The 11,924-nt window shown below is 74.0% G+C and carries 11 protein-coding genes and 1 riboswitch; of the genes, 10 read left to right on the forward strand and 1 reads right to left on the reverse strand.

Annotated features, from left to right (window positions below; translation table 11 throughout):
* Positions 1-24 precede the first annotated feature (24 nt).
* The 3 genes from DS079_RS05465 (at position 25) to DS079_RS05475 (ending at position 4,410) form a co-directional block, all read left to right on the forward strand.
* Complete coding sequence (locus tag DS079_RS05465; protein WP_010551590.1) at positions 25-408, forward strand: FKBP-type peptidyl-prolyl cis-trans isomerase; 384 nt, start codon at positions 25-27, stop codon at positions 406-408.
* Positions 378-2,681, forward strand: a complete 2,304-nt coding sequence (locus DS079_RS05470) for a primosomal protein N' family DNA-binding protein (RefSeq protein WP_241237562.1) — start codon at positions 378-380, stop codon at positions 2,679-2,681. Before DS079_RS05465 ends, DS079_RS05470 begins: the two co-directional genes overlap by 31 nt.
* Before the next feature lie 64 nt (positions 2,682-2,745).
* The gene (locus DS079_RS05475) at positions 2,746-4,410 is read left to right on the forward strand and encodes an SLC13 family permease (RefSeq protein WP_126985525.1); all 1,665 of its coding nucleotides are present in this window, start codon (positions 2,746-2,748) and stop codon (positions 4,408-4,410) included.
* A gap of 79 nt (positions 4,411-4,489) precedes the next feature.
* On the opposite strand, the gene DS079_RS05480 is transcribed toward DS079_RS05475, so the two are convergent.
* On the reverse strand, positions 4,490-5,731 hold the full coding sequence (locus DS079_RS05480) for an MFS transporter (protein WP_126985527.1): 1,242 nt from the start codon (positions 5,729-5,731) through the stop codon (positions 4,490-4,492).
* Between the two features lie 84 nt (positions 5,732-5,815).
* Between DS079_RS05480 and fmt the strand changes: the two genes are divergently transcribed.
* From fmt to DS079_RS05515, 7 genes are all read left to right on the forward strand, one after another.
* Positions 5,816-6,781 (forward strand): methionyl-tRNA formyltransferase, encoded by a 966-nt coding sequence (gene fmt / locus DS079_RS05485; protein ID WP_126985529.1) that lies wholly within the window; start codon positions 5,816-5,818, stop codon positions 6,779-6,781.
* Positions 6,778-8,499, forward strand: a complete 1,722-nt coding sequence (locus DS079_RS05490; protein WP_126985531.1) for an RsmB/NOP family class I SAM-dependent RNA methyltransferase — start codon at positions 6,778-6,780, stop codon at positions 8,497-8,499. The genes fmt and DS079_RS05490 overlap by 4 nt, the downstream gene beginning before the upstream one ends.
* The gene (rpe, locus tag DS079_RS05495) at positions 8,496-9,182 is read left to right on the forward strand and encodes a ribulose-phosphate 3-epimerase (RefSeq protein WP_126985533.1); all 687 of its coding nucleotides are present in this window, start codon (positions 8,496-8,498) and stop codon (positions 9,180-9,182) included. The genes DS079_RS05490 and rpe overlap by 4 nt, the downstream gene beginning before the upstream one ends.
* Before the next feature lie 26 nt (positions 9,183-9,208).
* A riboswitch (FMN riboswitch) is annotated at positions 9,209-9,327 on the forward strand.
* 90 nt (positions 9,328-9,417) lie between these two features.
* Positions 9,418-10,125: a nicotinamide riboside transporter PnuC gene (gene pnuC, locus DS079_RS05500; RefSeq protein ID WP_126985535.1), complete on the forward strand. Its 708-nt coding sequence runs from the start codon at positions 9,418-9,420 to the stop codon at positions 10,123-10,125.
* 73 nt (positions 10,126-10,198) lie between these two features.
* Complete coding sequence (locus DS079_RS05505) at positions 10,199-10,462, forward strand: phosphoribosyl-ATP diphosphatase (RefSeq protein ID WP_010551582.1); 264 nt, start codon at positions 10,199-10,201, stop codon at positions 10,460-10,462.
* A gap of 75 nt (positions 10,463-10,537) precedes the next feature.
* Positions 10,538-11,395, forward strand: a complete 858-nt coding sequence (gene hisG / locus DS079_RS05510) for an ATP phosphoribosyltransferase (RefSeq protein WP_126985537.1) — start codon at positions 10,538-10,540, stop codon at positions 11,393-11,395.
* Positions 11,396-11,402: 7 nt separating this feature from the next.
* Entirely contained in the window at positions 11,403-11,885 is a 483-nt protein-coding gene (locus tag DS079_RS05515) for a PH domain-containing protein (RefSeq protein WP_010551580.1), read from the forward strand.
* Positions 11,886-11,924: the final 39 nt, after the last annotated feature.

The raw sequence follows: 11,924 nt of genomic DNA on the forward strand, positions 1-11,924 counted from the left end.
CACCCACCACAGGAGGAACATCGCATGAGCGATCGCACCAAGCCCGAGATCGACGCCCCCGAGGGCCCCGCACCCACCGAGCTCGTCAGCACCGACGAGATCCTCGGCGAGGGCGAGGAGGCCGGCCGCGGCGACGTCGTGGACGTCCACTACGTCGGCGTCTCCCACTCCACCGGCGAGCAGTTCGACGCCTCCTGGGACCGCGGCGAGCCGCTGCGCTTCCAGCTCGGCGTCGGCCAGGTCATCACCGGCTGGGACCAGGGCGTGCAGGGCATGAAGGTCGGCGGCCGTCGCCGCCTCGAGATCCCCGCCCACCTCGCCTACGGCGACCGCGGCGCCCCGCCGGTCATCGCCCCCGGCGAGACCCTGATCTTCGTGTGCGACCTGGTGGCGGTGCACAAGCGCTGACCAGCACCGCCCACGGAGCGGCGGGGGAGCGCGAGGAGGGACCGGCCGACGGCCAGGCACCCCTCTTCGCGGCCCCCGCCGCTTCCGTCCCCGCCGTCGCGGAGAACGCCACCGCCTCCCCGGACCGCCCCGATGCGGTCCGGGGTCCCGGCCTGCGCACCACCGCCGGCTTCGAGGTCGTGAGCGAGCTGCCGGTCGCGAGCGTGCGCCTCGTCGGCGTGCTGCCCCACCTGGACCGTCCCTTCGAGTACGCGGTCACCCCCGACACCGCCGCGGCCGGTCCGGGCATGCGGGTACGGGTGCGCTTCTCCGGCAAGGACACCGAGGGGATCGTGCTCGAGCGCCGCGCCGAGCCCACCACCGACCGGGCCCTCGCCCCGCTGCACCGCCTGGTCTCCGACGACGTCGTCGTCCCGCCCACGATGATGCGGGTGTGCGAGGACGTCGCCGAGCGCAGCGCCGGCACCATCGGCGACGTGCTGCGCCTCGCCCTCCCGCCCCGTCACGCCCGCGCCGAGAAGGCCGACCGCGCCGCCGCCGAGAAGGAGGAGGCGGCAGCGGCTGAGGCTGAGGCCGAGGCCGAGGCCGCCGAGGATCTCGAGAGCACGGAGAGCGCCGACGATGCGGAGCCCGCGGCGACCACGGATGCCGGGGAGACCGGGCACGACGAACAGACGGTTCCCGCAGCCGAACCGTCCGCCGAGGCGCCCGTCGCGCCCCGCCACGCCGACCGCTACCCGGGCCTCGCCGCCCTGCTCTCCCGCGCCGGGAGCGCGGAGGGCCCCGTGCCCCGCGCCTCCCTCGTGCTGGATCCCGTGGACCCGTGGACCGCGATCGCGGCCGAGTCGATCGCCGCACTCGGGCCCGACCGCGGCGCCCTCGTCATCGCCCCCGACCAGCGCGACGTCGCCCGGCTCTCCCGCGTCCTGACGGAGCGGGGCATCGCCCACGAGGTCCTCGCCGGCACCGAGGGACCCGAGAAGCGCTATCGCACCTTCCGCCGGATCCTGCGCGGCGCGACCCGGGTCGTGCTCGGCAGCCGCTCCGCCGCCTTCGCCCCCGTGCAGGACCTCGCCCTCGTGATCTGCTGGGACGAGGCCGACGACCTGCTCGAGGAGCCCCGCGCCCCCTACCCGCACACCCGCACCGTGCTCCAGTGCCGCTCCGCCGAGGAGCGCTGCGCCCTCCTCTTCCTCGCCGCGAGCGAGTCGGTGACGATGCGCGCCCTCACCGATGCCGGCTATCTCGCTCGCCTCGATCCCGTGCCCGCCCCCGTTACCGCGGTCCGCCCCCGCATCGTGGCCATGGACCAGTACCTCCGCGACCGCGAGGGCCCCTCCGGCCGCTCCCGCCTCCCGCAGGAGGCGATGCGCGTGCTGCGCAACGGCCTCCAGCGCGGGCCCGTGCTCGTCCAGGTGCCGCGCACCGGCTACGCCCCCGCGATCGCCTGCACCTTCTGCGGCACCCGCGCCCGCTGCCCCGAGTGCGCGGCGCCCCTGTCGCAGCGCGGCCGGAACGGGCCCCTGCATTGCACCGTCTGCGGCCGACGGGAGGACGGCTACCGCTGCCCCGAGTGCGACCGCACCCACGTGCGCGCCATGGTCATCGGCTCCACCCGCACCGCCGAGGAGCTCCACCGCGCCTTCCCCGACGCGCCGCTGAAGGTCGCCGGCGGCGCCCACGGCCCTCTCGAGGACGATGCCGTGCCCGAGCACGGGATCGTCGTGGCGACCCCCGGCGCCGAGCCCGCCCCGCCCGGCCGGTACAGCGCCTGCCTGCTGCTCGACGCCGACGCGATGCTGGGCCGCGCCGCCTTCGACGCCGACGTCGAGGCCGTCCGCCGCTGGCGCGGCGCCATCTCCCTGGTCCGCACCGCGGAGGAGGGCGGCGAGGTGCTCGTCGTCGGCACCTCGACCCTCCCCGCCATCCGCGACCTCGTCGCCCACCGCTCCGCGCTGTTCCTGGACCGGGTGCTGGAGGACCGGCGCGAGCTGGACCTGCCCCCGTTCCGGCGTGTCGCCGAGGTGGTGGGGGAGCGGGAGGCCTGCCGCGGCTTCCTCGAGACGACCGAGCTGCCGGACGGGACCGAGGTGCTCGGCCCCGTGGACCTCGAGGGCCCCGACCAGGCCGGACGCGCTCGTGCGGTGCTGCGGATCGAGCCGCGCCGCTCCCGCGAGCTCGCCGCCGCGCTGCGCTTCGGCGTCGCGGCCCGCAGCGCCCGCAAGGACCGCGGCTCCCTGCGCGTCCGTCTCGATCCGCCGGACGTGTTCTGAACGATCCGCTAGTGTTCTGGGTCACCGCCTGCCGCCGCGACGATGCGCTGAAGGGACCCCCACCATGGCCTCGAACGCCTCCCCGACGTCCGACCACCCCGCCCCGGACCCCGCCGCCGACCCCGAAAAGCGCACCGCGCAGGAGGGACGCTCGGACGTCTCCGAGGGTGAGCGCGCCCCGGCCGAGACCCACCGGACGCTGCTGGTGCGCCGCCTCGGCCTCGCCGTCGGCCTGGTCGCCGCGCTCCTGATCTACCTCGTCATGCCCGCGGACGTCCCCCATGCCGCGAAGCTGACCGCCGCGACCGCGGTGCTGATGGCCGTGTGGTGGATGACCGAGGCGCTGCCGATCCCCGCGACCGCGCTGGTCCCGCTGGTGGTCTTCCCGGTGCTGAACCCCGAGGTGGGCTTCGACGACGTCGGCGCCTCCTACGGCAACAACATCATCTTCCTGTTCATGGGCGGGTTCATGCTCGCCCTGGCCATGCAGCGCTGGAACCTCCACAAGCGCATCGCGCTGGCGATCGTCGGCGCCATCGGCACCAGCCCCTCCCTGCTGATCCTCGGCTTCATGATCGCCACCGGATTCATCTCCATGTGGGTCTCGAACACCGCCACCGCCGTGATGATGCTGCCCACCGGCGTCTCCGTGCTGGTGCTCGTGAACCGGCTGCGGCTCGAGGACGCCGCCCGCAAGGGCGAGGAGCCGGGGGAGGGCGTCGACCCCGACCTCGAGGCCGAGGGATCGGCCGGCACCGCCAGCTCCGCGGTGCGCTCCAACTTCGGCACCGCCCTGATGCTCGGCATCGCCTACGCCGCCTCGATCGGCTCCCTCGCCACCATCATCGGCACCCCGCCCAACGCCCTGCTCGCCGCCCACATGAGCCAGGAGTTCGGGGTGACGATCGGCTTCGGCCGCTGGATGGTCGTCGGCGCCCCGATCGCCGTGGTGTTCCTGCTGATCGCCTGGCTGCTGCTCACCAAGGTCGTGTTCAAGCCCGAGATCTCCGAGATCCCCGGCGGTGCGGAGCTGATCCGCGAGGAGCGACGCGGACTCGGGAGGATCTCCTCCGGCGAGGTGCGCGTGCTGTCCGTGTTCGTGCTCGCGGCGCTGAGCTGGGTGTTCATCCCGCTGATCTGGCAGATCGCCGGGGCCGGCGACCCGCCCATCGGCGATGCGGGCATCGCCATGGTCGTCGCGCTGCTGCTGTTCGTGCTGCCCGCCGGCGCCGCCCGCGGAGTGCGCCTGCTGGACTGGGACGCGGCGGTGAAGCTGCCCTGGGGCGTGCTGCTGCTGTTCGGCGGCGGCCTCGCGCTCAGCGCCCAGTTCAGCTCCTCGGGCCTGACCGAGTGGATCGGCGAGGTCACCGCCGGGATCGGCGGCCTGCCCGTGGTGCTGATCGTCGCGATCGTCGCCGCGGGGATCCTCTTCCTCACCGAGCTCACCTCGAACACCGCCACCGCCGCGACCTTCCTCCCGGTCGCGACCGCGGTCGCCGTCGGCATCGGCGTGGACCCGATGCTGCTGGCGATCCCGGTGGCGCTGGCCGGGACCTGCGCGTTCATGCTGCCGGTCGCAACGCCGCCGAACGCCATCGCCTACGGCTCCGGCTACGTGCGGATCCCGCAGATGGCGGCGGCCGGGCTGTGGCTGAACCTGATCGGCATCGTGCTGATCTCCGCCACGACCATGACCCTCGCCGTATGGGTGTTCTCTCTCGTGTACTGAGCCGTGGCGGGCGCGCCCGGGGCGGTGGAGTCGGCGCCCCGACCCCGGACGGCGGGGCCACGGCGCCGCGTGCGGGTGCTCAGGCGCTCCCGGCCGACGCGACGGGACGGTCCTCGTCGCGCAGCAGCGCCGCGGAGACGAGGCCCGCGAGCACCACCGCCGCGCCCACCGCGGCGACGACCCCGCCCCAGCCGGCCCCGGCGAGCACGAAGCCGAGCGCCCAGCCGAGCACGCTCGAGCCCGCGTAGTAGGCGAGGTTGTACAGCCCCGTCGCCTGCGATCGTGCGCCGGGCGCGCGCGTGCCCGCCCATCCGCTGGCGACCGAGTGCGCGCCGAAGAAGCCCGCCGTCATCAGCACGAGGCCCAGGATCAGCACCGGCCGGGGAGCGGCGAGCGTCAGCAGCAGGCCGATCAGCATCACCGTCATCGCGCCCAGCATCACGGGCAGGCGCCCGTGCCGGGACGCGAGCCGGCCCGCGAGCGGGGACGAGGCGGTGCCGCCCAGGTAGGCGAGGAACATCAGCCCGATCAGCGAGGCGGGCAGCAGGTAGGGCGGACCGCTGAGGTGGAAGGCGAGATAGTTGTAGACCGCGACGAAGCCGCCCATCAGCAGGAAAGCGCAGGCCAGCAGCGCCAGCAGGCCCGGGTCACGCAGCGGGGCGAGCAGCCGGCCCGCCCCTCCACCCGGGACGGCCCCGCCCGATGCCCGCCGCCGCGGCACGAAGCGCCGCTCCCGCGGGGCGAGGGCCACGAACCCCGCCGCCGCGAGCACCGCCAGCATCACCACCGCGGTCATCCCCGCCCGCCAGCCGAGCACATCGGCGACCGGGGTGGCAAGCACCCGGCCGGACAGGCCGCCCAGCGTCGTCCCCGCCACGAACCAGCCCGCCGCGACCGCGCGCGAGCGCGCATCGACCTCCTCGGAGAGATACGCCATGGCCAGGGCCGGCACCCCGCCGAGCGCCACCCCCTCCAGCAGGCGCAGCACGAGCAGCAGCGGGAAGCTCGGCGACCAGGCCGCCGCCAGGGCCAGCACCGTCGCCGCGATCACGGCGAGGATCATGGCGGGACGCCGGCCGAGGCGATCGCCGACGAAGGACCACGGCATCACCGCCAGCGCCAGGCCGGCGGTCGCGGCGGAGACCGTCAGCGCCGCCTGCTCCGGCCCGATGCCGAGATCGGCGGAGATCAGCTGCAGGATCCCCTGCGGGGAGTACAGCTGGGCGAAGCAGGCGATGCCCGCGCAGACCAGCGCCAGCTGCATCCGTCGGTAGGCGGGGGAGCCGAGCGCATGGCCGGGGATCGGGTCGATCCCGCTCATCCCTCGCACCGCGCTCGCCTCATGGCCTCCACTGTAGGCACGGCCCGACAGGAGCCGCCGGTGGGACCGTAGACTCGGGCCATCATGCGTCTCCTCTTCGCCGGCACCCCCGAGGCCGCCCTCCCCTCCCTGCGCACCCTGCTCGACTCCCGCCACGAGGTGGTCGGCGTGCTCACCCGCGCCGACGCCCCGTCCGGCCGCGGGCGCAGGCTCACCCCGTCCCCGGTGAAGTCCCTCGCCCTCGAGGCCGGGGTGCCGGTGCTCACCCCGACCACGCTGCGGGACGAGGAGGTGCAGCAGCAGCTGCGCGATCTCGCCCCGGACGCCGCGCCCGTGGTCGCCTACGGCAACCTCGTGCCGCCCGCGGCGCTCGAGATCCCCCGCCACGGCTGGGTGAACCTCCACTTCTCCCTCCTGCCCGAGCTGCGGGGCGCCGCTCCCGCCCAGCGGGCCGTGCTCGCCGGCCGCCGCGAGACCGGGATGAGCGTGTTCCGCCTCGAGAAGGGCCTGGACACCGGCGACGTGATCGCCGCCGCCCCCACCGCCATCGGCGAGTTCGAGACCTCCGGAGAGCTGCTCGAGAGGATGGCCCACGACGGCGCCGCGCTGCTGCTCGAGGCCCTCGACGCGCTCGAGGACGGCACCGCGACCCTCACCCCGCAGGACCACGCGGCCGCGACCCACGCCGCGAAGCTCACCACCGCCGAGGCCCGGATCGACTGGACCCGTCCGGCGGACGAGGTCTCCGCCCACATCCGCGGCATGAGCCCGCAGCCCGGCGCGTGGACGCTCCTGGACGGCGCCCGCACCAAGATCCTCGGCCTCGAGGCCGTCGAGGAGGCCTCGCGCGCGAGCGCCCCGTCGGCCCCCGGCGCGCTCGCGGCCACCAAGCGACAGGTGCTCGTGGGCACCGGCACCGACCCGCTCGCCATCGCGACCCTCGCCCCGGCGGGGAAGCGCCCGATGCGCGCGGCGGACTGGGCACGCGGGGCGGGGCTCGGCCCCGACGCCCGCTTCGAGGACGACCAGCAGGACGGAGCACGCGCATGAGCGAGGACCGACGCGGCGGGCGCCGCCACGACGACAGCCGGCGGGGCCGGGACGACCGGGGAGGCCGCGACGATCGCCGAGGCCGGGACGACCGGCGCGGCGACCGACGGGACGACCGCGGCAACCGACAGGACGATCGCGGCGACCGGCGCGATGACCGGGGTGGTCGGCGGGACGACCGTCGTGACCGACCCCGCGACACGCAGGGCCGCGAGCGCTCCGGCTCGCGCGGCCAGGGCGGCCCGCGCCGCGGCTGGTCCTCCTCCCGCCCCTCCGAGCGCTCCCGCGCCTCCACCCCCTCCCGCCTGGTCGCCCTCGAGGGGCTGCGCCTGGTGCGCGAGGAGGACTCCTACGCGAACCTCGTCCTGCCCCGCCTGCTGCGCAGCCACCGCGTCTCCGGCTGCGACGCCGCCTTCACCACCGAGCTGTTCTACGGCTCGCTGCGCGCCCAGGGCCGGCTCGACGCGATCATCGCCGCCTGCGTGGACCGACCGCTGGCGAAGGTCGAGCCGGCGCTGCTGGACGTGCTCCGCCTCGGCGCCTACCAGCTGCTGGACATGACCGTCGCCCCGCACGCCGCGACCTCCGAGACCGTGGCCCTGGCCCGCGCCGAGGTCGGCGCGGGAGGTGCGAGCTTCGCCAACGCCGTGCTGCGTCGGGTGGGGGAGAAGGACCTCGCCACCTGGATCGCGGAGGTCGCCCCGGACCGCGAGAAGGACCCCACCGGGCATCTCGCCGTCGTCCACTCCCACCCCCGCTGGGTGGTGCGGGCCCTGTCCGACGCCCTCGCCGGGAACGGCCGCTCCCGCGACGAGATCGATCAGCTGCTCGAGGCGCAGAACCAGGCCCCCGCGGTCTCGCTGGTGATGCGCCCGGGCCTGACCGACCTCGACGAGCTGATCGACCACGGCGCGAGCCGGGGCCGGCTCTCCGTCTTCGCCGCCGCCTGGCCCTCCGGCGACCCCGGCGGCATGGACCTGGTCAAGCAGGGCCGCGTCGCCGTCCAGGACGAGGGCTCCCAGCTCGCGGCCCTCTCCCTCGCGCTCGGCGCCGACGACCTCGTCCTCGCCGACGACGCCCACTGGCTCGACCTCTGCTCGGGCCCCGGCGGGAAGACCGCCCTGCTCGGCGGGCTCACCATCGACCACGACGCCGACCTCCTCGCCGTCGAGCTGCAGGAGCACCGCACCGAGCTGGTGGACCGCGCGGTGGCGAGCCTGCGCGAGGCCGGCTGCGAGATCACCACCCTCACCGCCGACGGCACCACCATCGGCGCCGAGCGGCCCGGGGAGTTCTCCCGCGTCCTCGCCGACGTCCCCTGCTCCGGGCTCGGGGCGCTGCGCCGCCGGCCCGAGGCCCGCTGGCGCCGCACCCCCGCGGACGTCGGCCAGCTCGGCGCGATCCAGCGCGACCTGCTGACCTCCGCGCTGGACGCGACCGCGCCCGGCGGCGTCGTCGCCTATGTCACCTGCTCGCCGCACCTGGCCGAGACCCGCCTGATCGTCGCCGACGTCCTCAAGCGCCGCGACGACGTCGAGCGCCTCGACGCCCGCCCCGCCGTCCGCGCCGGCCTGCTGCCCGCCGTGCGGGACGAGGTCAAGCTGGGCGAGGGCCCCGACGTGCAGCTGTGGCCCCACGTCCACGGCACCGACGCCATGTTCATCTGCCTGCTGCGCAGGCTCCCCGTCCCCACCGAGGAAGGAACCCCGAGCTCGTGAGCATCTCGTACTCCACCGACTCCAGCTTCATCCACCCCAGCATCCTCAACGCCGACTTCATGTCCATCGGCGCCGAGCTCGACAAGATCTCCAGCGCCGACAGCGTCCACGTCGACGTCATGGACAACCACTTCGTGCCGAACCTGACCTTCGGGCCGAGCATGGTCGAGCAGATCGTCGAGCGCAGCCGCATCCCGATCGATGCGCACCTGATGATCGAGGACGCCGACAACCAGGCGCCCGTCTTCGCGGAGGCCGGCGCCTCCTCGGTGACCTTCCACCTCGAGGCCGCCCGCGCCCCCGTCAAGCTCGCCCGCGACCTGCGCCGCAAGAACGCCCAGGTCGGCGTCGCCCTGCGCCCCGCCACCCCGGTCGAGCCGCTGATCGACATCATCGGCGAGTTCGACATGCTTCTGATCATGACGGTCGAGCCCGGCTTCGGCGGGCAGAGCTTCCTCGAGACGATGCTCCCGAAGATCCGTCGGGCCCGCCGCGCGATCTCCGAGGCGAACCTCGAGGTGTCGATCCAGGTCGACGGCGGCGTCAGCCGCGAGACGATCGAGCGCTGCGCCGAGGCGGGCGCGAACGTCTTCGTCGCCGGCTCCGCGATCTACAAGGCGCAGGACGCCGCCGAGGAGATCTCCGCCCTGCGCGAACTGGCGGGCGCCCACGCCGCGCACTGACCTATCCTTGCTCCGTCACATCCTGTGACGTGCTCCGGGGTCGGTGAAAGTCCGAGCCGGCGGTGACAGTCCGCGACCCGCATCCTGCGGTGGAGCCGGTGGAATTCCGGCACCGACAGTACAGCCTGGATGAGAGGCGCACGTCCCGCAGGTCCCGGGACGGCGCACGCCTCCCCGAGCCCCGCAGGCAACCCTTTTCCCCCGGAGCCACTGCATCCGAGGTGAAAGGACCGACATGGATATCCTGCAGTGGCTCTTCGACGCCAAGATCGAGTTCGGCGGAGGCCAGTTCCTCCTGCTCCGCGAGGTGCTCGGCAACGTCTTCGGACTGCTCAGCGCGCTCGGCGGCATGCGCCGCAAGGTCTGGGCCTGGCCCATCGGCATCCTGGGCAACGCCCTGCTGCTGACCGTCTTCCTCGGCAGCGTCTTCGGCAACCCGAACTCCGTCGACCTGCTCGGCCAGGCCGGCCGACAGATCATGTTCATCGCCACCAGCGTCTACGGCTGGGTGCGCTGGCGCCAGGCGAAGCACGAGGACGGCACCGCCGTCGAGCCCGTCTGGGCCTCCTGGGGCACCCGCGCCCTGCTGCTCGTCGTGCTCGTCGGCGGCACCGCGGCGCTCACCCCGCTGTTCCGGGCGCTGGGCTCCTACGAGCCGGTCTGGGCCGACGCCTGGATCTTCATGGGCAGCCTGCTGGCGACCTTCGGCATGGCCAAGGGCTGGGTCGAGTTCTGGCTGATCTGGGTCGCGGTCGACCTCGTCGGCGTGCCGCTGCTGTGGAGCGCCGGCTACTACGCGAGCGCGTTCATGTACCTCTTCTACGGCGCGTTCACCCTCACCGGCTTCTTCGTCTGGTGGCGGGTGCGCCGTCGCCGCGACGCGGAGGCCGACCGGGTCACGGTCGAGACCGCGCACCTGGACCCGACGGTCCGCCGCGGCTGAGCCACGGGCGGGGCGCGTGCCCGGCAGGCGGTCCGCACCGCGGAGCACCTGCCGGGACGCGTACCCTGGTCCCGTGAAGGATTTCGAGGCACTGTTCGCCGAGCTGACCCAGAAGGCACGCACCCGACCCGAGGGATCGGGCACCGTCGCGGAGCTCGATGCCGGCGTCCATCAGATCGGCAAGAAGATCGTCGAGGAGGCCGCCGAGGTGTGGATGGCCTGCGAGCACGAGTCCACCGACGACGCCGCCATGGAGATGAGCCAGCTGCTCTACCACCTCCAGGTCATGATGATCGCCAAGGACATCTCCCTCGAGGACGTCTACCGACATCTCTGAGCCGGCCCCGCGCCGCTCGCCCCCGACTTCCCGTCCCACCCGTCTCGAGGCCGCCGCATCGGCCGAGGAGGATCCGTGCTCCGCATCGCCGTGCCCAACAAGGGCGCCCTGTCCGACCCCGCCGCCGACCTGCTCCAGGAGGCCGGCTACCGCCGCCGCGGCAACTCCAAGGAGCTGGTCGTGGTCGACGAGGACAACGGGGTGGAGCTGTTCCATCTGCGTCCCCGGGACATCGCGGTGTACGTCGGCTCCGGCACGGTCGACGTCGGCATCACCGGCCAGGACATGCTGCTGGACTCCCGCACCCCGGCCCAGGAGATCCTCTCGCTGGGCTTCGCCCGCTCCACCTTCCGCTTCGCCGCGCCCGCCGGGACGCACAGCACCGTCGAGGAGCTGCAGGGCTCCCGCATCGCCACCAGCTACGAGAACCTCGTGGAGGACTACCTCGCCGAGCGGGGGATCAGCGCCGAGGTGGTCCACCTCGACGGCGCGGTCGAGTCCTCGATCCGCCTCGGCGTCGCCGACGTGATCGCGGACGTCGTCGAGACCGGCACCACGCTGCGCGAGGCAGGTCTGGAACCCTTCGGCGAGGCGATCATGACCAGCGAGGCCGTGCTGTTCTCCCGCCCCGGCATGGAGCTGGACGAGGAGGCGCAGCACGCGCTCGAGGTGCTCGAGCGGCGCATCCGCGGCGTGCTCGTCGCCCGCGAGTACGTCATGCTCGACTACGACATCCCCTCCGCGCTGCTGGAGCGGGCGGTCGAGATCACCCCCGGCCTGCAGTCCCCGACCGTCTCTCCGCTGCACGGCGGGGAGTGGTCGGCCGTGCGCGCCATGGTCGACAGCCGCTCCGCGCACCGCATGATGGACGAGCTCTACGAGGCTGGCGCCCGCGCCATCCTGGTCACGGCGATCCAGGCCTGCCGCATCTGAGATCCCGATGAGCAGTGCCGCAGGGACCCCGGGCCGCGACGACGCACGCGCCGTCGAGGTGTTCCGTCCGCGGGCGGTGCGCTGGGCCGCCTACATCACCGCCGTCATCGTGATGGCCGGGATGATCGGCGGCGCGGTCATGATCACGAGCTTCCAGCTCGGCGGACGGCTCGGCCTGCTCATGATCGGCCTGCTCATCGCGCTGTTCTGCCATCTCGAGGCCTCGGTGCGCGTGGTCGCCCGTCCCGACGGGCTCGAGGTCCGCAACCTCATGCGCACCCGTACCTTCGAATGGCCCGAGGTGCTCGGGATCAGCTTCCCGATGGGCGATCCCTGGGCCCATCTCGACCTCGCGGACGGGCGCACCCATCCGCTGCACGCGATCCAGCGCTACGACGGGGAGCGGGCGATCTCTGCCGCGCACCGCCTGCTGCACCTGGTCCAGGAGCGCGGCGAGGCCCACGGCGAGGGCGACGCCCAGCGCGGCTGACGCGGATCGGACGGCCGACATGGATCGGTCGGCCGGACG

Source organism: Brachybacterium paraconglomeratum, from assembly GCF_003994255.1.
Classification (GTDB): domain Bacteria; phylum Actinomycetota; class Actinomycetes; order Actinomycetales; family Dermabacteraceae; genus Brachybacterium; species Brachybacterium conglomeratum.

Bases quoted from the DNA above. Each gene is read 5' to 3' on its own strand.
- DS079_RS05490 (WP_126985531.1), top strand. From the start codon at position 6,778: ATGAGCGAGGACCGACGCGGCGGGCGCCGCCACGACGACAGCCGGCGG.
- DS079_RS05515 (WP_010551580.1), top strand. From the start codon at position 11,403: ATGAGCAGTGCCGCAGGGACCCCGGGCCGCGACGACGCACGCGCCGTC.
- fmt (WP_126985529.1), top strand. From the start codon at position 5,816: ATGCGTCTCCTCTTCGCCGGCACCCCCGAGGCCGCCCTCCCCTCCCTG.
- pnuC (WP_126985535.1), top strand. From the start codon at position 9,418: ATGGATATCCTGCAGTGGCTCTTCGACGCCAAGATCGAGTTCGGCGGA.
- DS079_RS05465 (WP_010551590.1), top strand. From the start codon at position 25: ATGAGCGATCGCACCAAGCCCGAGATCGACGCCCCCGAGGGCCCCGCA.
- DS079_RS05480 (WP_126985527.1), bottom strand. From the start codon at position 5,731: ATGAGCGGGATCGACCCGATCCCCGGCCATGCGCTCGGCTCCCCCGCC.
- DS079_RS05475 (WP_126985525.1), top strand. From the start codon at position 2,746: ATGGCCTCGAACGCCTCCCCGACGTCCGACCACCCCGCCCCGGACCCC.